Consider the following 16458-nt stretch of genomic DNA (forward strand, 5'->3'; position numbering starts at 1 on the left):
GCCCCGGATGGATCGCTCAACGGTCCAGCGGCACGTCGTTGTCCAGGACGTCGGAGCGGGACAGGCGCGTGGCGTGGCCGGGAACGTCCACCCAGGGGCCGATCAGCTCGCCGGTCATGAAGGTGCAACCCGCCTCTTCCGCCACCCGTTCCATCTCGGGCGTGTCGATGCCGTCGACCATCATGAGAAGCCCGCGCCGTCGGGCTTCCGCCCCCGCCAGATACAGATCCTGGATCAGCCGGCCGCGCGGGACGACGGAGCCGCAGAGGGAAACGTTCACCCCCTTCACCCCGGCGGCGGCGAAGGTGGCCTGGGCCTGGGGCGCCAGGTCGGCGCTGACCGTCACGCCGCGCCCCAGGGGCCGCAAGGCGCTGACCAGTTCCGTCAGGCGGCCCACCGGCACGCCATCCGGTACCCCCATCAGCTGATAGGTGATGAAGGGCCGCAGATGAGCAGGGATGTGGCCAGCCAAATCCAGGTAGGCGCGGCGGCGGGTGGACCCCGCCAGCGTCTCGAAATGCACCGGCAGCGCCAGGTAATAGCGGAAACGGTTGTCGTACAGTTCCAGATAGGCGTCCACCGCCTGGCGCAGGGTCTCGCGGTCCAGGTCCAGGATTTCCTGCAGTCCGTTGGCGGTGCCGGCGGCGGTGACACCACCGACCGGCGGCGTCAGCGTGTCATAGCCGTAGACATACTGGCGCCCGCCCACCCGTTGGCGGCGGGCGCTGGCGATGTATAGGCTGAGCGCCTGGCCCCGCACATCCCAAACAGGGCGGTAGACCACCTCGAGGGGACCCAGCACCGGGCGTAGATGGGCCCATGGGTCGTCCTCCCCACCCCTGGCGGCGGCGGCGACGTTGACCACCACCGCCTCCCCACGCCCGACTTCGGCCAGTGCCGCGGCGGCCTGGGCCTGCGCCAAGGGGGCCTGCGCCAGGGGGGCCGGCGACGGCGACGCGGCGGCCGGGGACCGGCGCGGGGACGCGGACGGTTCCGGCGCCTCGACAGTCGCGGCGGCCTGCGCCAGCGGCGCCGTCGGCTGGGCGCGGGCCACCATCTTGGCCAGCAGGTCGGCCAGCCGCTCGGGCTTCAGGATCAGGTCACCGGAGGCCTCGCGCGCGGCCGTCCGCACGACGATGCTGGCGAGATCGGGCTCGCCCAACAGCAGGCGCTGCAGTTCCTGCATGACCTTGGCGCACACCAGGCCGGCCTGGGTGGGGTTCAGCCGGGCGAAAACGACGACGTAGGTCTCGCTGCCATAGCCGTAATAGACATCCTCCGCCCCCAGGTTCTGGCGCAGCAGCTTTTCGATCATGCCGTGCACCCGGGTCTGCACCGCGTTCCAGCGCGGGCCCAGCTTTTCCTTCAGGCTTTCGAGACCAACGAACTGGACGCAGCCGGCGGCGGCGGCCTGGCGCGGGCCCAGCACGGCCTTCAGACGCTGGCGGAAGACGGTCTCCTCGGGGGGGCGGCCGCCGGCGTCCAGATCCAGGGTGGCGGGGTTGGGAACGATCATGCTGCGCCGCCCGCCGGCACCGGGCGCCCACTCTTCCGAAAACCAGGCGATGATGCGGCTCAACAATTTGGGCATGGCAACTGCCTCCATGCTGTCCCGACCCATTTTTCCCAGCTTAGAAGGCCGTGGTTAAGAAAAGGCTAAGACTACGCCGATGGGCATACGCCCAATGGTGGAAACCCCGAGGCGTGCAATCGAGAGCGGGTCACGTAAAAGCGAAATCGCTTTGAAGCGTGAATCCGTTCGGCAAACAAAGGCTTAGAGCATTAACGGATTTCGAATTAAACGCGTTAATGCTCTAAGGTCACCCCGCGCCTATCTTGTAATAACTCCCGTACAGGCCCGTAGGTTTGCGTGGCCAAAGAAAAAAGGCCGAACCCGATGGGACCGGCCTTTTTTCAATCGCGATCACGGACCGAGGGGCGGAAGGCCCCTGCAGGATCAGGTGAATTCCTGGAAGAAGTCGTTGCCCTTGTCATCGATGACGATGAAGGCGGGGAAGTCCTCCACCTCGATGCGCCAGATGGCTTCCATGCCCAGATCCTCGAAGGCGATGCATTCCACCTTCTTGATGCAGTCCTGGGCCAAGCGGGCGGCGGCACCGCCGATGCTGCCCAGATAGAAGCCGCCGTGCTTCTTGCACGCCTCGCGCACCGCCGGGCTGCGGTTGCCCTTGGCCAGCATGACGAAGGAACCGCCCGCCGCCTGGAACTGGTCGACGAAGCTGTCCATGCGGCCGGCCGTGGTGGGGCCAAAGGAACCGGAGGCGTAGCCCGTCGGCGTCTTGGCCGGGCCGGCGTAATAGATGGGGTGGTTCTTGAAGTAATCGGGCAGCGGGTGCCCGGCCTCAAGTGCGGCGCGCAGGCGGGCATGGGCGCTGTCGCGGGCCACGATCAGGGGACCGGTCAGCGAGACCCGGGTGCGGATCGGGTAGCCGGACAAGGTCTCGCGGATTTCCGACATGGGCCGGGTCAGGTCGATCTTGACCACCTCGCCCGCCAGCTGGCTGTCGTCGATCTCCGGCAGGAAGCGGGCGGGATCGTGCTCCAGCTCCTCCAGGAAGATACCGTCGCGGGTGATCTTGGCCATGGCCTGGCGGTCGGCCGAGCAGGAGACACCGATGCCGATGGGCAGAGAGGCGCCGTGGCGCGGCAGGCGGATGACACGCACGTCGTGGCAGAAGTACTTGCCGCCGAACTGCGCGCCGATACCCATGGTCTGGCTCAGCTTGTGGACGGCGGCCTCCATCTCCAGGTCGCGGAAGGCATGGCCGCTTTCCGAACCCTGGGTGGGCAGGCCGTCGTAGTAGCGGGCCGAGGCCAGCTTCACGGTTTTCAGGTTCATCTCGGCGCTGGTGCCGCCAATGACGATGGCCAGGTGATAGGGCGGACAGGCGGACGTGCCCAGCGACTTGATCTTTTCTTCCAGGAAGGGCAGCAGCCGGTCGGGCGCCAGCACCGAGGGCGTGGCCTGGAACAGGAAGGTCTTGTTGGCCGAGCCGCCGCCCTTGGCCATGAACAGGAACTTGTAGGCGTCGTCGCCCTCGGCGTAGATGTCCACCTGCGCCGGCAGGTTGGTGCGGGTGTTCTTTTCCTCATACATCGACAGCGGCGCCACTTGGCTATAGCGCAGGTTGCGCTTGGCGTAGGCGTCCAGCACGCCGCTGCCGAGGGCGGTCTCGTCCCCGCCCTTGGTCCAGACGCGGCGGCCCTTCTTGCCCATGATGATGGCGGTGCCGGTGTCCTGGCACATGGGCAGGATGCCCGAGGCGGCGATGGAGGCGTTCTTCAGCAGGTCCAGCGCCACGAAACGGTCGTTGGGCGAGGCCTCGGCATCGTCCAGGATGGCGCGCAGCTGGGCCAGATGGCCGGGGCGCAGCAGGTGGTTGATGTCGATGAAGGCCTGTTCGGCCAGCAGGCGCAGGCCTTCGGGCTCGACCTTCAGGATCTCTTCCCCGTCGAAGGTCGTGGTCGACACATAGTCGCTGGTCAGCTTGCGGTAGCTGGTGGCGTCCTTGGCCACGGGGAACAGCGTGAACTCCCGGCTTTCACCGCCGACGTCTGGCATTGGGGCTCTCCCGATAATCCGGCCCGGCCGGTGCGTTCCGGCGGGCCCTGGTCACGGGCGGCTCCCGTGGCCGGCGGGGACCTTACGCCACCCATCCGGCCCTGTCATCTGCGCCGCGCGCAACTCCTGCCCCCTCTTATGTTGACACCCCAACCAGCATGCGCGGGTTCGTCGCACTCCGGAACCTTCCCGCCCCCCTCCGGCGTTGTCTTCCCATCCGAGCAGGAGGAAAAGGCATGAGCCGCATCGTCGCCGACATCATCGTGGAAACCTTGTTCGACGCCGGTGCCCGGCGTTGCTATGGCGTGCCGGGAGATACCCTTAACCACGTCACCGACGCCATCCGCCGCAGCGAGATGCGCTGGATTCATGTGCGGCATGAGGAGGCCGGCGCCATGGCGGCCGGGGCCGACGCCCTGCTGACGGGCGAACTGGCCCTGTGCGCCGGGTCTTGCGGCCCGGGTGGCCTGCACTTCATCAACGGCCTGTACGAAAGCCACCGCAACCGGGCCCCCGTGGTGCTGATCGCCAGCCAGATCACACGCGACGAGCTGGGCTTCGACTTCCCGCAGGAGGTGGACTTCAAGGCGGTGTACAAGGCGGCCAGCGTCTTTTGCGAGGAGGTCCGCACCCCAACCCAGGCGCGGCGCATGACGGCCATGGCGGCCCAGGCGGCGCTGACCAAACGGGGCGTCGCCGTGCTGATCGTGCCAGTGGACGTCTCCAGCGCCAAGGCGCCGGAGGAACCCGCCTTCGCCGCCCACCGCACCCGGCCGGTGGTGCGGCCCAGCGACACCGAACTGGACCGCATGGCCGAGTTGCTGAACGCCGGCGGCAAGATCGCCATCTATGGCGGCGCCGGTTGCGAGGATGCGCACGACCAAGTCGTTGCGCTAGCGGAACGGTTGCAGGCGCCGGTCGCCCGCACCTCGCGCGCCAAGGACTTCCTGGAGCCGGCCAACCCCTATGACGTGGGCATGACCGGCATCTTCGGCACGGCCGGCGGTTATCAGGCCCTGATGGACTGCGACACCCTGCTGCTGTTGGGGTGCGACTTCGCCTGGCGGCAGTACTATCCACAGAAGGCGACCATCATCCAGGTGGACATCGACGGCGCCCACCTGGGCCGCCGCCACCCGGTGGATCTGGGCGTGGTGGGCGATGTGGCGCCGACGCTGGAGGCCTTGCTGCCCCGCCTCGTCCCGCGCCAGGACCGCGCCTTCCTGGACGTGGCGCTGGGCCATGCCGCCAAGGCCGACGCCACACTGGAAAAACGCGCCGTGGCCGGCGAAGGCGACACCATCCACCCGCAATATCTGACGGAGACGGTGGCCCGCCACGCCGCGGCCGACGCCGTGTTCACCGCCGATGGCGGGTCGCCCATGGTGTGGTGTCTGCGCCATGTGCCGGCCACTGGCCAGAACCGCACCGTGGTCAGCCTCAGCCACGGCACCATGGCCAACGCCATGCCCCAGGCCCTGGGCGTCCAGGCCGCCTTCCCGAACCGCCAGGTCATCTCCCTGTCCGGCGACGGCGGCCTGGCCATGTTGATGGGCGACCTGCTGACCACGGTGCAGGAGAACCTGCCCATCAAGGTGGTGGTCTACAACAACAGCTCGCTGGGCTTCGTCGAGTTGGAACAGAAGGTGGAGGGGCTGCTGGATACCTATACCGACCTGAAGAACCCTGATTTCGCCCGGGTGGCGGAGGCCATCGGCCTTTGGGGGCGCCGCGTGGAACGGCCGCGGGATCTGGACAACGCCGTGCGCGACTGGCTGTCCACCCCCGGCCCCGCCCTGCTGGATGTGAAGGTCGACCGCTATGAGCTGGTGATGCCGCCCAAGGTGGAAATGGCCCAAGTGGTGGGCACCGCCCTCTATTCCGCCAAGGGCATCCTAGCCGGCCGGGGCGGTGAGGTCCTGGACCTGTTGGAGGGCGCGGTCCGGCCCTGATCCCGACGCATCCAGAGGTTGATTGCCACCGGTTGGTCACAGGCTGGCCGGTGGCCGCGCGACTACTATCGCAGGCAGGGAGCCACGCCCAAAAAGGCCACCGCCACCAGCGCGCGCACGCGCCTTCTTTGAAGAACCACCCAATCCGCGACCACGCCGGCGGCGCCGGTGCGGTCAACACGCGCACCGGCCCGGCCCTACGCCCTTGGCCCCGTGTCCTCCCCCGCGTCAGCCCGCCGGCGGCACCAGGCGGGAGGGAACACTGAGGGATTCGCCATGAGCGACCTGCGTCTCCAGCCCACGCCTGAACGCCTGGCCCGTCTGCGTTTGTTGCTGTTGGCCTCCGCCGCCTTGTGGCCAGCGGCGAGCCATGCCCAGACCGCTCCCAACGCCCTGCCCAGCGGCGGCAGCGTGGCGGCGGGCAGCGCCAGCATCAGCCAGTCCGGCGTCAATATGACGGTCAACCAGACCAGCCAGCGCGCCGTCATCACCTGGCAGGATTTCAGCGTCGGCGGCAACGCCGGCGTCACCTTCCAACAGCCAGGGCCGGCCTCCGCCGCGCTGAACCGTGTGCTGAGCGGCATTCCCTCGGAAATCCTGGGCAGGCTGACGGCCAACGGCCAGATTTTCATCGTCAACCCCGCCGGCATCACCTTCGGCCAGGGCGCCAGCGTCAATGTCGGCGGCTTGGTCGCCTCCACCCTGGATATCGCCAACCAGGACTTCATGGCGGGCACCTACACCTTCCAACGCAACGGCAGCACCGCCGCTGTGGTCAACCAGGGCGCCCTGACGGCGGCCACCGGCGGCTATGTCGGCATGCTGGCGCCAGAGGTGATCAATGACGGCGTCATCACCGCCAAGCTGGGCAGCGTGGTGCTGGCGGCCGGTGAGAAGGTGACGCTGACCTTTGACAAAGGAAGTGTCAGCGTGGCGGTGGACCCGGCCGCCATCCGCGCCCTGATCGTGAACCACCAGATGATCGCCGCCCCCGATGGCCAGGTCGTGCTGGCCGCCAAGTCGGCCGACGCCCTGCTGGGCGGCGTCATCAACAACACCGGCGTCATCGAGGCCAGCGCCCTGACCAGCCACGGCGGCGTCGTGACGCTGGAGGCCTCGACCGGGATCGACAGCGGCGGCACCATCGCGGCCGATGGCACAGGCACAGGCGACGGCGGCACCATCCGCCTGAAGTCGGATGGGTTGACGACCCTGGCCGGCAGGTTGAGCGCCAAGGCGGGTGCGGCCGGCGGCGACGGCGGCACCGTCGAGACCTCAGGCGCTACCCTCTCCATCGCCGACATCCATGTCGACACCACCGCCCTGCGCGGCCACACGGGTACCTGGTTGCTGGACCCGTCCGACCTGATCGTGGGCCCCGGCGGTCCCGGCGCCGTCAGCAGCGGCACGGTGGAAACGGCGCTGGCCACCACCAACGTCACCCTGCAGACCGGGTCCACCGGCAGTGGAAACGGCGACATCCTGGTGGCGGGCGCCATCGCCTGGACCGGACCCAACAGCCTGACCCTGAACGCCTACCGCGACATCACCGTCAGCGCCGATATCAGCCACGGCGGCGCCACGGCCGCCGGCCTGGCCCTGAACCCCGCCCAAGGGGGCAGCGGCGGCCTGGAGGTGAATCAGGGCGCCAGGGTCACCCTGGCCGCCCCCGGCGACGGCCTGTCCATCCAGGGCCAGGCCTATACCCTGGTCAATAATCCCGCGCAGCTGCAGGCAATGGCCGGCGACCTGGGCGGCCACTACGCCCTGAATGCCGATTTGGACATGTCCGGCTTCGCCTACACCGCCGTGGGCGATGGCGCCACGCCTTTCTCCGGCGCTTTCCAGGGCCTGGGCCACGGCATCGCCAACCTGACCGTGGGTGGCGGCGGCTTTAGCTATGTCGGCCTGTTCGGCGGCAATTCCGGCACGCTGAACGACGTGTCGTTGACAGCGGTCAACGCCAGCGGCACCCAGAATGTGGGCGGCATCGCCGGCTGGAACGCCGGCACCATCACCAACAGCCAGGTCACGGGCACCATCGCCCTGACCAGCCTGTGGTCGGAGCGGGTGGGCGGGCTGGCCGGCACCAACGCGGGCACCATTGCCTCAAGCCACGCCGCCGTGGCGGTCAGCGCCGGCGACCACACCACACGCATCGGCGGCCTGGTGGGCCAGAACGACGGCCTGATCAGCGCCAGCTATGCCCTGGGCAGCGTGACGACGGGCACCCGCACCGGCGGCGACAACGACCTGCCGGACGACGGCACCGTCCTCAACATCACACCGCCACCCATGCCCGGCAGCGGCATCGGCGGCCTGGCCGGCGGCAACAGCGGCACCATCATCGACAGCTACACCGTGAACCGGGTGACCACGGGCAGCCTGTCCGCCAATGTCGGCGGCCTGGTGGGCGACAACCAGGGCCGCATCTTCGGCAGCTTCTCGCTGGGCACGGTGGCAGCGGGTCCCAACGCCAGCCAGGTGGGCGGCCTTGTGGGGCAGAACGGCTTCGTCCGGTTGTTCGACCCGCATTGGCCGCCGCCCCTGTCCCTGGCCGGCACCATCATCGACAGCTATTCGGCCGCCACCGTCACGGTGGCGGACACCGCCTACAGCGCCGGCTGGGGCGGCTTGGTCGGGCTGAACCAGCTGGGCGCCATCACCAATTCCTATGCCGCCGGCGGTATGCTGGGCAATGGCGTGGCCGGCCTGGTGGGCGTGAACGACGCCCTGATCACCGGCAGCCATGCCAGCGACGCCGTCACCAACGCCGCCGGCCTGGTCAACACCAACGGCACCTATGGCACCATCGCCGGTAGCTACGCCACCGGCGACGTCACAGGCACCGGCAATTTGGGCGGCCTGGTGGCCTATAATTTCGGCACCATCAGCGGCAGCCACGCCACCGGTAGCGTCATCGCCCGCTTCGCCGGCACCATCGCCGGACCGCAGACGGTGGGCGGCCTGGTGGCCTACAACAGGGGTGTGGTCACGGACAGCTATGCCACCGGCAGCGTGGAGGGCACCAGTTCGACCGGCGGCCTGGCCGGCGTCAACTACGGTGTCATCACCACCAGCCACGCCAACGGCGCCGTCACCGCCCGTGACGACAGCGGCCTGGTGGCCGGCACCGACATCGGCGGACTGGTCGGCCTCAACAGTGGCGGGACGATCGGGCAGAGCTATGCCACCGGCCGGGTGACGGCGGGCAACCGGGGCCAAGCCCTGGGCGGCCTGGCGGGCGGCAACACCGGCACCATCACCGACGCCTACGCCACCGGCGCCGTGCAGGTGGGGAACAGCGTCAGCGGCGTCGGCGGGCTGGTGGGCCAGAATGGCGGCCTGGTCAACCACAGCTTCGCCCTGGGCGCCGTGACGGTGGGCAACAGCGTCACCGGGGTCGGCGGACTGGCCGGAACCAACGGCGGCACCATCACCAGCAGCTACGCCACCGGCCTGGTCAACACCGGCACCCTGGCCCAAGGGGTGGGCGGCCTGGTCGGCACCAACAGCGGGCTGTTGGGCGGCGACCAGGCCGGCGCCACCATCAGCGTGGCGGGCGGCGCCGGCACCGGTGGTCTGATGATCGGGGGCCTGGCGGGGTCGAGCAGCGGCACCATCACCGACAGTTCCGCCACCAGCGCCATCATCGCCCAGACGTCCGGTACCGTCGGCGGGCTGGTCGGGCTGAACAGCGGCGAGATCCGGCGTTCCTGGGCCAGCGGCGACGTCAACGCCAACTATCGCGTCGGCGGCCTGGCGGGCGTCAACAGCGGCACCATCAGCGACAGCCACGCCACCGGCACCATCAGCGACACGGTGGCCGGCGTCACCACCTTCCCCGGCTATGCCGGCGTCTATGTCGGCGGCCTGGTGGGGCAGAACCTGGGACTGGTCAGCAACAGCTACGCCACCGGCGCCATCAGGGACAGCGGCTACGGCAGCTATGGCCTGGGCGGCCTGGTGGGGTCCAACAGCGGCACGGTCACCAACAGTTACGCCCTGGGCACCGTGCTGGGCAGCGCCCGGGGTGACGCCGTGGGCGGCCTGGTGGGTGAGAATTTGGGCTTGGTCGCCGCCAGCCACGCCGGCGGCACCGTCTCCTCCGGCGGGCGGGATGGTGAGATCGGCGGGCTGGTCGGCACCAATGAAGGCACCATCACCGACAGCTACGCCACCGGTGACGTCTTCAACGCCCCGGAAAGCGGGGCGATCGGTGGCTTGGTGGGCAGGAACAACGGCCTGGTCAGCCACAGCTACGCCACCGGCAACGTCAACGCCCAGACCGACAATTCTGTCGGCGGCTTGGTGGGCACCAACGCCGGCACGGTCACCGACAGCCGCAGCAGCGGTACCGTCTCGGGCCTCAGCTTCGTCGGCGGCCTCATCGGCAATAACAGCGGCACGGTGGTGAACAGCGGCAGTGTCAGCGACGTCCTGACCAGCGACCCGCCGAACTATGCCGGCCTGCTGATCGGCTACGAACACACCAGCGGCACCATCGTCAACAGCGCCGGCGCCGGCACCATCACCACCGGCACCATCGTCGGTGGCTCCACCGCCCAGATCGGGGGCACCGGGTTCTGATCCTGGCGGGCCGGCGCCTGGGCAAGGGGCGCCGGCCTGGCCTTTTCCGAGAAAATAAATCATTGCTGCTACCCCACGTTACGCCTAGCCTCGTGACCAGGGAACGGTTGCGGCGGATCGGGAGGCGGCTATGGGTCATGGCCAAGGGGACAAGCGACGCAACGCGATCGCCTTCGCCGTCGCCCTGGTGCTCGGGCTGGCAGTGCCGCCACCCTTGGCCCTGGCCCAATCCGGTGGGGACTACTCACCCCTGGCCGGGGACGCCGGTGTTCCGGGGGCCGGCATGCCGGAAAGCGATGCGGACACCGCCGAGACCGTCGTGGTCACCGGTATGCGCCTGAGGACGGAGAGGCTGCAGGAAATCATCGGCGATTTCGTGCGGGACCATGGGAAGCGCGCGCCGTACAGCGACCAGATCGCCCGGTGGGACAGGGCGGTATGTCCCCAGGTGCAGAACGTCCCGGCGGATATCGGCGCCTTCATCACCACGCGCATCCGCGCCATCGCGCAAGCCGTCGGGGCGCCGACCTCCCGCGCATCCTGCAAAACCAACGTGGACATCTTCTTCACCGACCAGCCGCAGATGCTCATGGACACGGTGGCGGATAAATATCCCCGGCTGCTGGGCTATCATTTCGTGCACCAGGCCAAGGCGCTGTCCCAGGTCACCAGACCCATCCAGGCCTGGTACGTCACCTCCACCAGCAACGGCATCCTGACCGCCATGGACGATCCATACCAGATGAGCTTGGGCGGCGGTTTGGGCAGCCGGCTTTCCACCGGTGGCCTGCGCCCGGTGCTGACCCACGTCCTGATGGTGGTGAACACCGACCGGATCCTGGGCCTGAAACTGGGCGCGGTCGCGGATTACCTGGGCGTCCTGGCGCTGGCTCAGCCTAAGGTCCTGGGCCAGTGCGGCGACCTGCCCAGCATTCTGGACCTGTTCGCGGCCAATTGCGCGGACGACCAGAAGCCAGCAACCTTGAGCGCGGCGGACAAGGCCTATCTGGAGGGCCTTTATTCCATGGACCCCTGGGAGGTCGGCACACTGCAGCGCAGCAGCATCTCCCTGCACATGCGGCAGAGCTTCGGCGCGCCTTAGAAAGCGGCCCCGTCAGCCGAGCGGCGGTGGCGCGGTGAACCGGGCGATGTCGGCCAATCCCAGGGCTTGTTCGATGTCCGCGATCTGGTGGACCGCGTCGTCAAACCCGTCCTTGCCGAATTGCTGGTGCTCGATCTCCTCGAACTTGTCCCCCATTTCATCCAGCTCGTGCCCGGACAGGGCCTGTTTCCATGCCGTGAAAACCACGGTGTCCTCATGCGCGGCATGGGCCCGGTACATCCGGACCAGGGTCTCCATCGCGCGGGCCATCGGTTCCCGGTTGGCGGTCCCAATCGCCCCCTTGCCGGTCACGCCCAGGATGTAGTCCGTGATCTCCCGCCCGCGCTGGTGCTGGGCCGTCAGCACATCCGGATAGGCCGCCACCGGGCCGTGGAGCTTACGCACCGCCGGAAAGATGTGGGCTTCCTCCAACAAGCGCTCATGGTAGTCCTCGCCGAAGGTGCGGAACAAGGTCGCCGCACGCCTGATGGCCCCGGCGTCGACCGTGGCGGCCCCGCGCAGTCCCGTGGCGGCTTCCGTATAGGCGAACAGGGCCCGGCGCAGCACGCCGTGCTCGCGCATCAGGTCTTCCACCGCGCCGACGTCCTTTTCGCTTCCCGTCCCACATCCCGCCAAGGCCAGGCCCGCGGCCGTGACGACACCGGCTGAACCGGTGTGAAGGAACGAACGGCGGCGCTGATCCACGGTGTCCATCGGCTTCCTTCCCTTCACCAACGGCCCCTTCGCCAGCGGCGGCCGGCAAGCCCGCCACCCCCAGAACGCCGGTATGGCGGAGCGGTTCCGGCCGCACATCGCCCGATCGACTTTATCGCATTTTGATGCACCGCAACGCAGCCATGCGGATTTTCTGCGATGGATTCTGATAATCAGTCTCAGGCCACCGTTGACAGGTCACAAGTCGGCAAATAAGAGTTGCTCGCAATCTTAACTAAAGGTATAACCGCAAAGCTCGATAGCCGGGATCCGCGCGGGGAGCCAACCACATAGCGTGGCATCAGGTGGGGACCGTCATGTCGAGCGACCGCAATATCATCATCGCCAGCCGGGCCAAGGCGCCCCGCACGCTGGCGCGTACCGCCCTGGGCCTTGCGGGCGTGGGCCTGGCCGGCGGCGCCCTGCTTTCCCTGGGCGCGCAAGCCCAGACGGCGACGGCGCCCGCCACCCAGGGCGGCACGGGCCAGTTGCCCACCCTGTCGGTGCAGGACCAGGACGCCGCCCCGGTGCCGGACTACCGCGCCGAGCGGTCTTCCAACGTGAAGCTGACGGAAAAGCTGCTGGACACGCCGCAATCGGTCACCGTCATCTCCGGTCAGGAGATGAAGGACCAGGGCGTCACCACCCTGCGCGACGCGCTGCGCAACGTCGCCGGCATCAGCCTGGCCGCCGGTGAAGGCGGCGCCCAGGGCGACAGCCTGACCCTGCGCGGTTTCAGCGCCCGGTCGGACATCTTCCTGGACGGCCTGCGCGACTTCGGCAGCTATTACCGCGACAGCTTCAACTACCAGTCGGCCGAGGTGCTGAAGGGCCCGGACAGCGCCATGTTCGGGCGCGGCTCCACCGGCGGCACCATCAACCAGGTGAGCAAGACGCCCACGCTGGAGGCCATCACCGCCGGCACGGCCACCCTGGGCACCGACGGCATGAAGCGCCTGACGGCCGACGTGGACCGCGCCATCGACGCCACCACCGCCGTGCGCCTGAACGCCATGGGCACCAGCAGCTTCGTCGAGGGGCGCGACGGCGCCAAGAACGAGCGCTACGGCTTCGCGCCCTCCGTCGCCTTCGGCATCGGCACGCCCACCCGCGTCACCATCAGCTATCTGCACCAGTCGGAAAACGACCGGCCGGACTACGGCATCCCCTTCCTGCTGGGCCAGCCGGCGCCGGTGGACTACCGCACCTACTACGGCTTCCACAGCGACTATCTGAAGACCGACGCCAATGTCGTGACCGCCGACGTGCAGCATGACCTGACGTCCGCCATCACCCTGGAAAACCAGTTCCGCTACGGCAACTACTACCGCAACGTCCGCATCACCGAGCCGCAGCTGGTGAACGCCAACGTGACCCCGGCCACCGTCGGCCCGCTGTCGGGCGTGGCCATCAAGCGCAACGCCATCACCGTGCGCAGCGTGGAAACCACCCTGGACGACCAGGCCACGGCCTCGGCCCGGTTCAACACCGGCTTCCTGGAACACCATCTGGTGACCGGCGTGGAACTGTCGCGCGAGACCTCGGACCCGACGCGCACCGCGTGGACCGGCGTTCCCACCACCACCCTGCTGAACCCCAACGAGTACCAGGCCTTCGCCGGCGTGGGCACCATCTCGTCCCGCGTCAGCACCACGGTGGACACGGTGGCGGTGTTCGCCGTCGACACCATGAAGTTCAATGAGCAGTGGTCGCTGGTCGGCGGTTTCCGCTACGACCACCTGGACACGGACTACAAGCAGACCGTGGCCCCGGCCGCCGCCTTCTCCCGCACGGACAGCCTGCCGTCCGGCCGCGCCTCGCTGGTGTTCAAGCCCACGCCGGAAAGCAGCCTCTACGCCAGCTTCGGCACCTCGTTCAACCCGTCGGCCGAGCAGCTGTCGCTGTCCGCCGCCACGGCCAACCTGGACCCGGAAAGCAACAAGACCTATGAGGTCGGCGGCAAGATCGACCTGCTGCACGACGCGCTGAGCGTGCGCACCGCCCTGTTCCAGACGGAAAAGGACAACGCCCGCGTCACCGACCCCAACAACTCCGCCCTGAACGTGCTGGGCGGCGACCAGAAGGTGAAGGGTGTGGAGCTGGAGGTGACCGGCCGCATCACCGAGGACTGGCAGGTCAATACCAGCTACGCCTACATGGACGGCCGGGTCATCAAGTCCACCACCTTCAGCCAGGTGGGCCGCGGTCTGCCCAACGTGCCGCACCACACCTTCAACCTGTGGACCACCTATCAGGTGACGCACCAGTTGCAGATCGGCGGCGGCGCCAATGCGGTGTCACAGCGCATCGGCAGCTCCAGCCCCGTGGCGGCCACCAACCTGATCAACACCGTGCCCGGCTATGTCACCTTCAACGCCATGGCCAAGTACGACATCACGGAAAAGATCAGCATCCAGGCCAACATCATCAACCTGACCGACCGCGACTACGTCGACCAGATCCACCCGGCCCACCTGGTCCCGGGTGAGGGCCGCACGGTCCAGTTCACCGCCAACTTCGCCTTCTGATCCACCCGTCAACCCCAGACCATCCAAGGCGGCACCCATGCTTCTTCACATTCCCGGCGTCCTGACCCAGGAGCAGGTCGCCTGGTGCCGCCAGCGGATGGAGACCGCCGACTGGGTGGACGGCCGCGTGACGGCCGGCCACCAGTCGGCCATGGCCAAGAACAACGCCCAGATCCCGGCCGACCATCCGGCGGCCCGGGCCATGGGCGACATGATCCTGGCGGCGCTGGAGAAGAACGCCCTGTTCCTGTCGGCCGCCCTGCCGCTGAAGGTGTTCCCGCCGCTGTTCAACCGCTACGCCGGCGGCCAGTCGTTCGGCATCCACGTCGACAACGCCATCCGCCAGATCCCCGGCACGCCGCACCGCGTGCGCACCGACCTGTCCGCCACCCTGTTCCTGGCGGGACCGGAGGAATATGACGGCGGCGAGCTGCTGGTGGAGGACACCTACGGCGAGCATGAGGTGAAGCTGCCGGCCGGCGACATGGTGCTGTACCCGTCCACCAGCCTGCACCGCGTGGCCCCGGTGACCCGGGGCGCCCGCATCGCCTCGTTCTTCTGGATGCAGAGCATGGTGCGCGACGACGGGGAACGCACCCTGCTGTTCGACCTGGACACGACCATCCAGGACCTGAACCGGGAGGCCGCCGGCCAGCCCGCCGTGGTGCGGCTGACCGGCATCTACCATAACCTGCTGCGCCGCTGGGCGGAGGCCTGACGCCATGATGAAGACGCTGCGCTTCCTGCACCTGTGGGTGGGCCTGATCCTGGGCCTGCCCCTGTTGGCGCTGGGCCTGTCGGGCACCGTGCTGGTGATCGAGCCGGAGCTGCGCGCGGTATTCACCCCATCATTGCCGGCGTCGCCCGCCGATGCGGCACCGCATGGCGTGGCCGAGGTGGTGGCCGCCGCCGCCGCCGTGGCGCCATCGGGCGCCAAGCCCGCCAGCTACGCCGCGCCATCCGCGCCGGGCGGAACCGCCACCGTGCGCTTCCAGGCGCAGCGCCGCATGCCGCAGGGTGGGGAGCACGCCCACGGCCAGGGTGGCGCCCCCAATCGCGCCCCCGGCGGCGGCATGCCGGGCATCAGCGTGCACATCGACCCGGTAACCCTGGCGGTGGTCAGCACCCCAGGCCTGGACGCGACCATCGGCTGGATCCACCGCCTCCACGGCAACCTGCTGATCCAGGACCGCAGCGGCCGCGACCTGGTGGGATACCTGGGCGTCATCATGACGGCGCTGGGCGTCACCGGCCTGGTGCTGTGGTGGCCCCGGCCCGGGCAGTGGCGCCAATCCTTCATCGTGCGCAAGGCGGCCAAGGGCGCCCGCTTCCATCGCGAGCTGCATGGCGCCGCCGGCATCTGGGGCCTGGCCGTGTTCCTGGTGGTCAGCGTCACCGGCGTCGCCATCGCCTTCCCCCAGACCATCGCCGCCGGCATCGGCGCGGTGCTGCCCATGGCGGCGCAGACCCAGGGCTTCGCCCTACCCAAGGTGACGCCGCACGACGGCGTGGACCCCGCCGGCGTGGATGAGGCCGTGACCATCGCCCTGGCGGCAGCGCCCCGCACCGGCCTGGCCCTGCGCGGCGCCAGCCTGCCGCAGAGCCCCGACCAGGCCATCCGCGTGGTGCTGGCGCCCCTGGGCGGCGATGCCCCCAGCGCCGTCACCCTGATGGTGGACCCCTGGGCCCGCCAGGTGGTGGAGGTGCGCGATCCCTCCGCCCAGGCGGCCGGCAACAAGGTCACCGGCTGGATGCGCCCCCTGCACGAGGGCGAGGGGCTGGGCCCCATCTACCGTGTTCTGGTGGCGCTGAGCGGCCTGCTGCCCACCCTGTTCGCCATCACCGGCACGTCCATGTGGTGGATCAAGCGCCGGAACCGCAAGGCCGGTGCCGCCCGCGCCGCCGCCATCCTGCAATCCGCCGCGGAATGACCGCCATCAACCGTCACACGACGCGTCAGGCCAAGGACGCACCGATGTCAAAGAGGGG

The 16458-nt window shown here is 68.8% G+C and carries 9 protein-coding genes; 6 read left to right on the top strand and 3 right to left on the bottom strand.

Going from position 1 to position 16458, the window contains the following annotated elements; genetic code table 11:
- Positions 1 to 16: 16 nt before the first annotated feature.
- Together UAA55_RS01975 and UAA55_RS01980 are read right to left on the bottom strand one after the other, a co-directional pair.
- A complete protein-coding gene (locus tag UAA55_RS01975) occupies positions 17 to 1591 on the bottom strand; it encodes a hypothetical protein (RefSeq protein WP_322950988.1) in 1575 nt (524 codons plus the stop codon).
- 366 nt (positions 1592 to 1957) lie between these two features.
- The gene (locus tag UAA55_RS01980) at positions 1958 to 3583 is read right to left on the bottom strand and encodes a fumarate hydratase (RefSeq protein ID WP_322950989.1); all 1626 of its coding nucleotides are present in this window, start codon (positions 3581 to 3583) and stop codon (positions 1958 to 1960) included.
- A 236-nt stretch (positions 3584 to 3819) separates the two neighbouring features.
- Between UAA55_RS01980 and UAA55_RS01985 the strand changes: the two genes are divergently transcribed.
- The 3 genes from UAA55_RS01985 to UAA55_RS01995 all read left to right on the top strand — a co-directional run bounded on the left by UAA55_RS01985 (position 3820) and on the right by UAA55_RS01995 (position 11227).
- Complete coding sequence (locus UAA55_RS01985) at positions 3820 to 5535, top strand: thiamine pyrophosphate-dependent enzyme (RefSeq protein WP_322950990.1); 1716 nt, start codon at positions 3820 to 3822, stop codon at positions 5533 to 5535.
- A gap of 276 nt (positions 5536 to 5811) precedes the next feature.
- Entirely contained in the window at positions 5812 to 10125 is a 4314-nt protein-coding gene (locus UAA55_RS01990; RefSeq protein WP_322950991.1) for a beta strand repeat-containing protein, read from the top strand.
- 130 nt (positions 10126 to 10255) lie between these two features.
- Complete coding sequence (locus tag UAA55_RS01995; RefSeq protein ID WP_322950992.1) at positions 10256 to 11227, top strand: hypothetical protein; 972 nt, start codon at positions 10256 to 10258, stop codon at positions 11225 to 11227.
- A gap of 12 nt (positions 11228 to 11239) precedes the next feature.
- On the opposite strand, the gene UAA55_RS02000 is transcribed toward UAA55_RS01995, so the two are convergent.
- A complete protein-coding gene (locus tag UAA55_RS02000; RefSeq protein WP_322950993.1) occupies positions 11240 to 11941 on the bottom strand; it encodes a hemerythrin domain-containing protein in 702 nt (233 codons plus the stop codon).
- 317 nt (positions 11942 to 12258) lie between these two features.
- On the opposite strand from UAA55_RS02000, the gene UAA55_RS02005 reads away from it, so the two are divergent.
- The 3 genes from UAA55_RS02005 to UAA55_RS02015 are packed head-to-tail and all read left to right on the top strand — an operon-like array spanning position 12259 to position 16400.
- Positions 12259 to 14469, top strand: coding sequence for a TonB-dependent receptor (locus UAA55_RS02005; RefSeq protein WP_322950994.1), 2211 nt, complete (start codon positions 12259 to 12261; stop codon positions 14467 to 14469).
- A gap of 37 nt (positions 14470 to 14506) precedes the next feature.
- Entirely contained in the window at positions 14507 to 15187 is a 681-nt protein-coding gene (locus tag UAA55_RS02010; RefSeq protein WP_322950995.1) for a Fe2+-dependent dioxygenase, read from the top strand.
- A gap of 4 nt (positions 15188 to 15191) precedes the next feature.
- Positions 15192 to 16400, top strand: coding sequence for a PepSY-associated TM helix domain-containing protein (locus tag UAA55_RS02015; protein WP_322950996.1), 1209 nt, complete (start codon positions 15192 to 15194; stop codon positions 16398 to 16400).
- Positions 16401 to 16458 lie beyond the last annotated feature (58 nt).

The organism is Nitrospirillum guanabarense, assembly GCF_034653355.1.
Classification (GTDB): domain Bacteria; phylum Pseudomonadota; class Alphaproteobacteria; order Azospirillales; family Azospirillaceae; genus Nitrospirillum.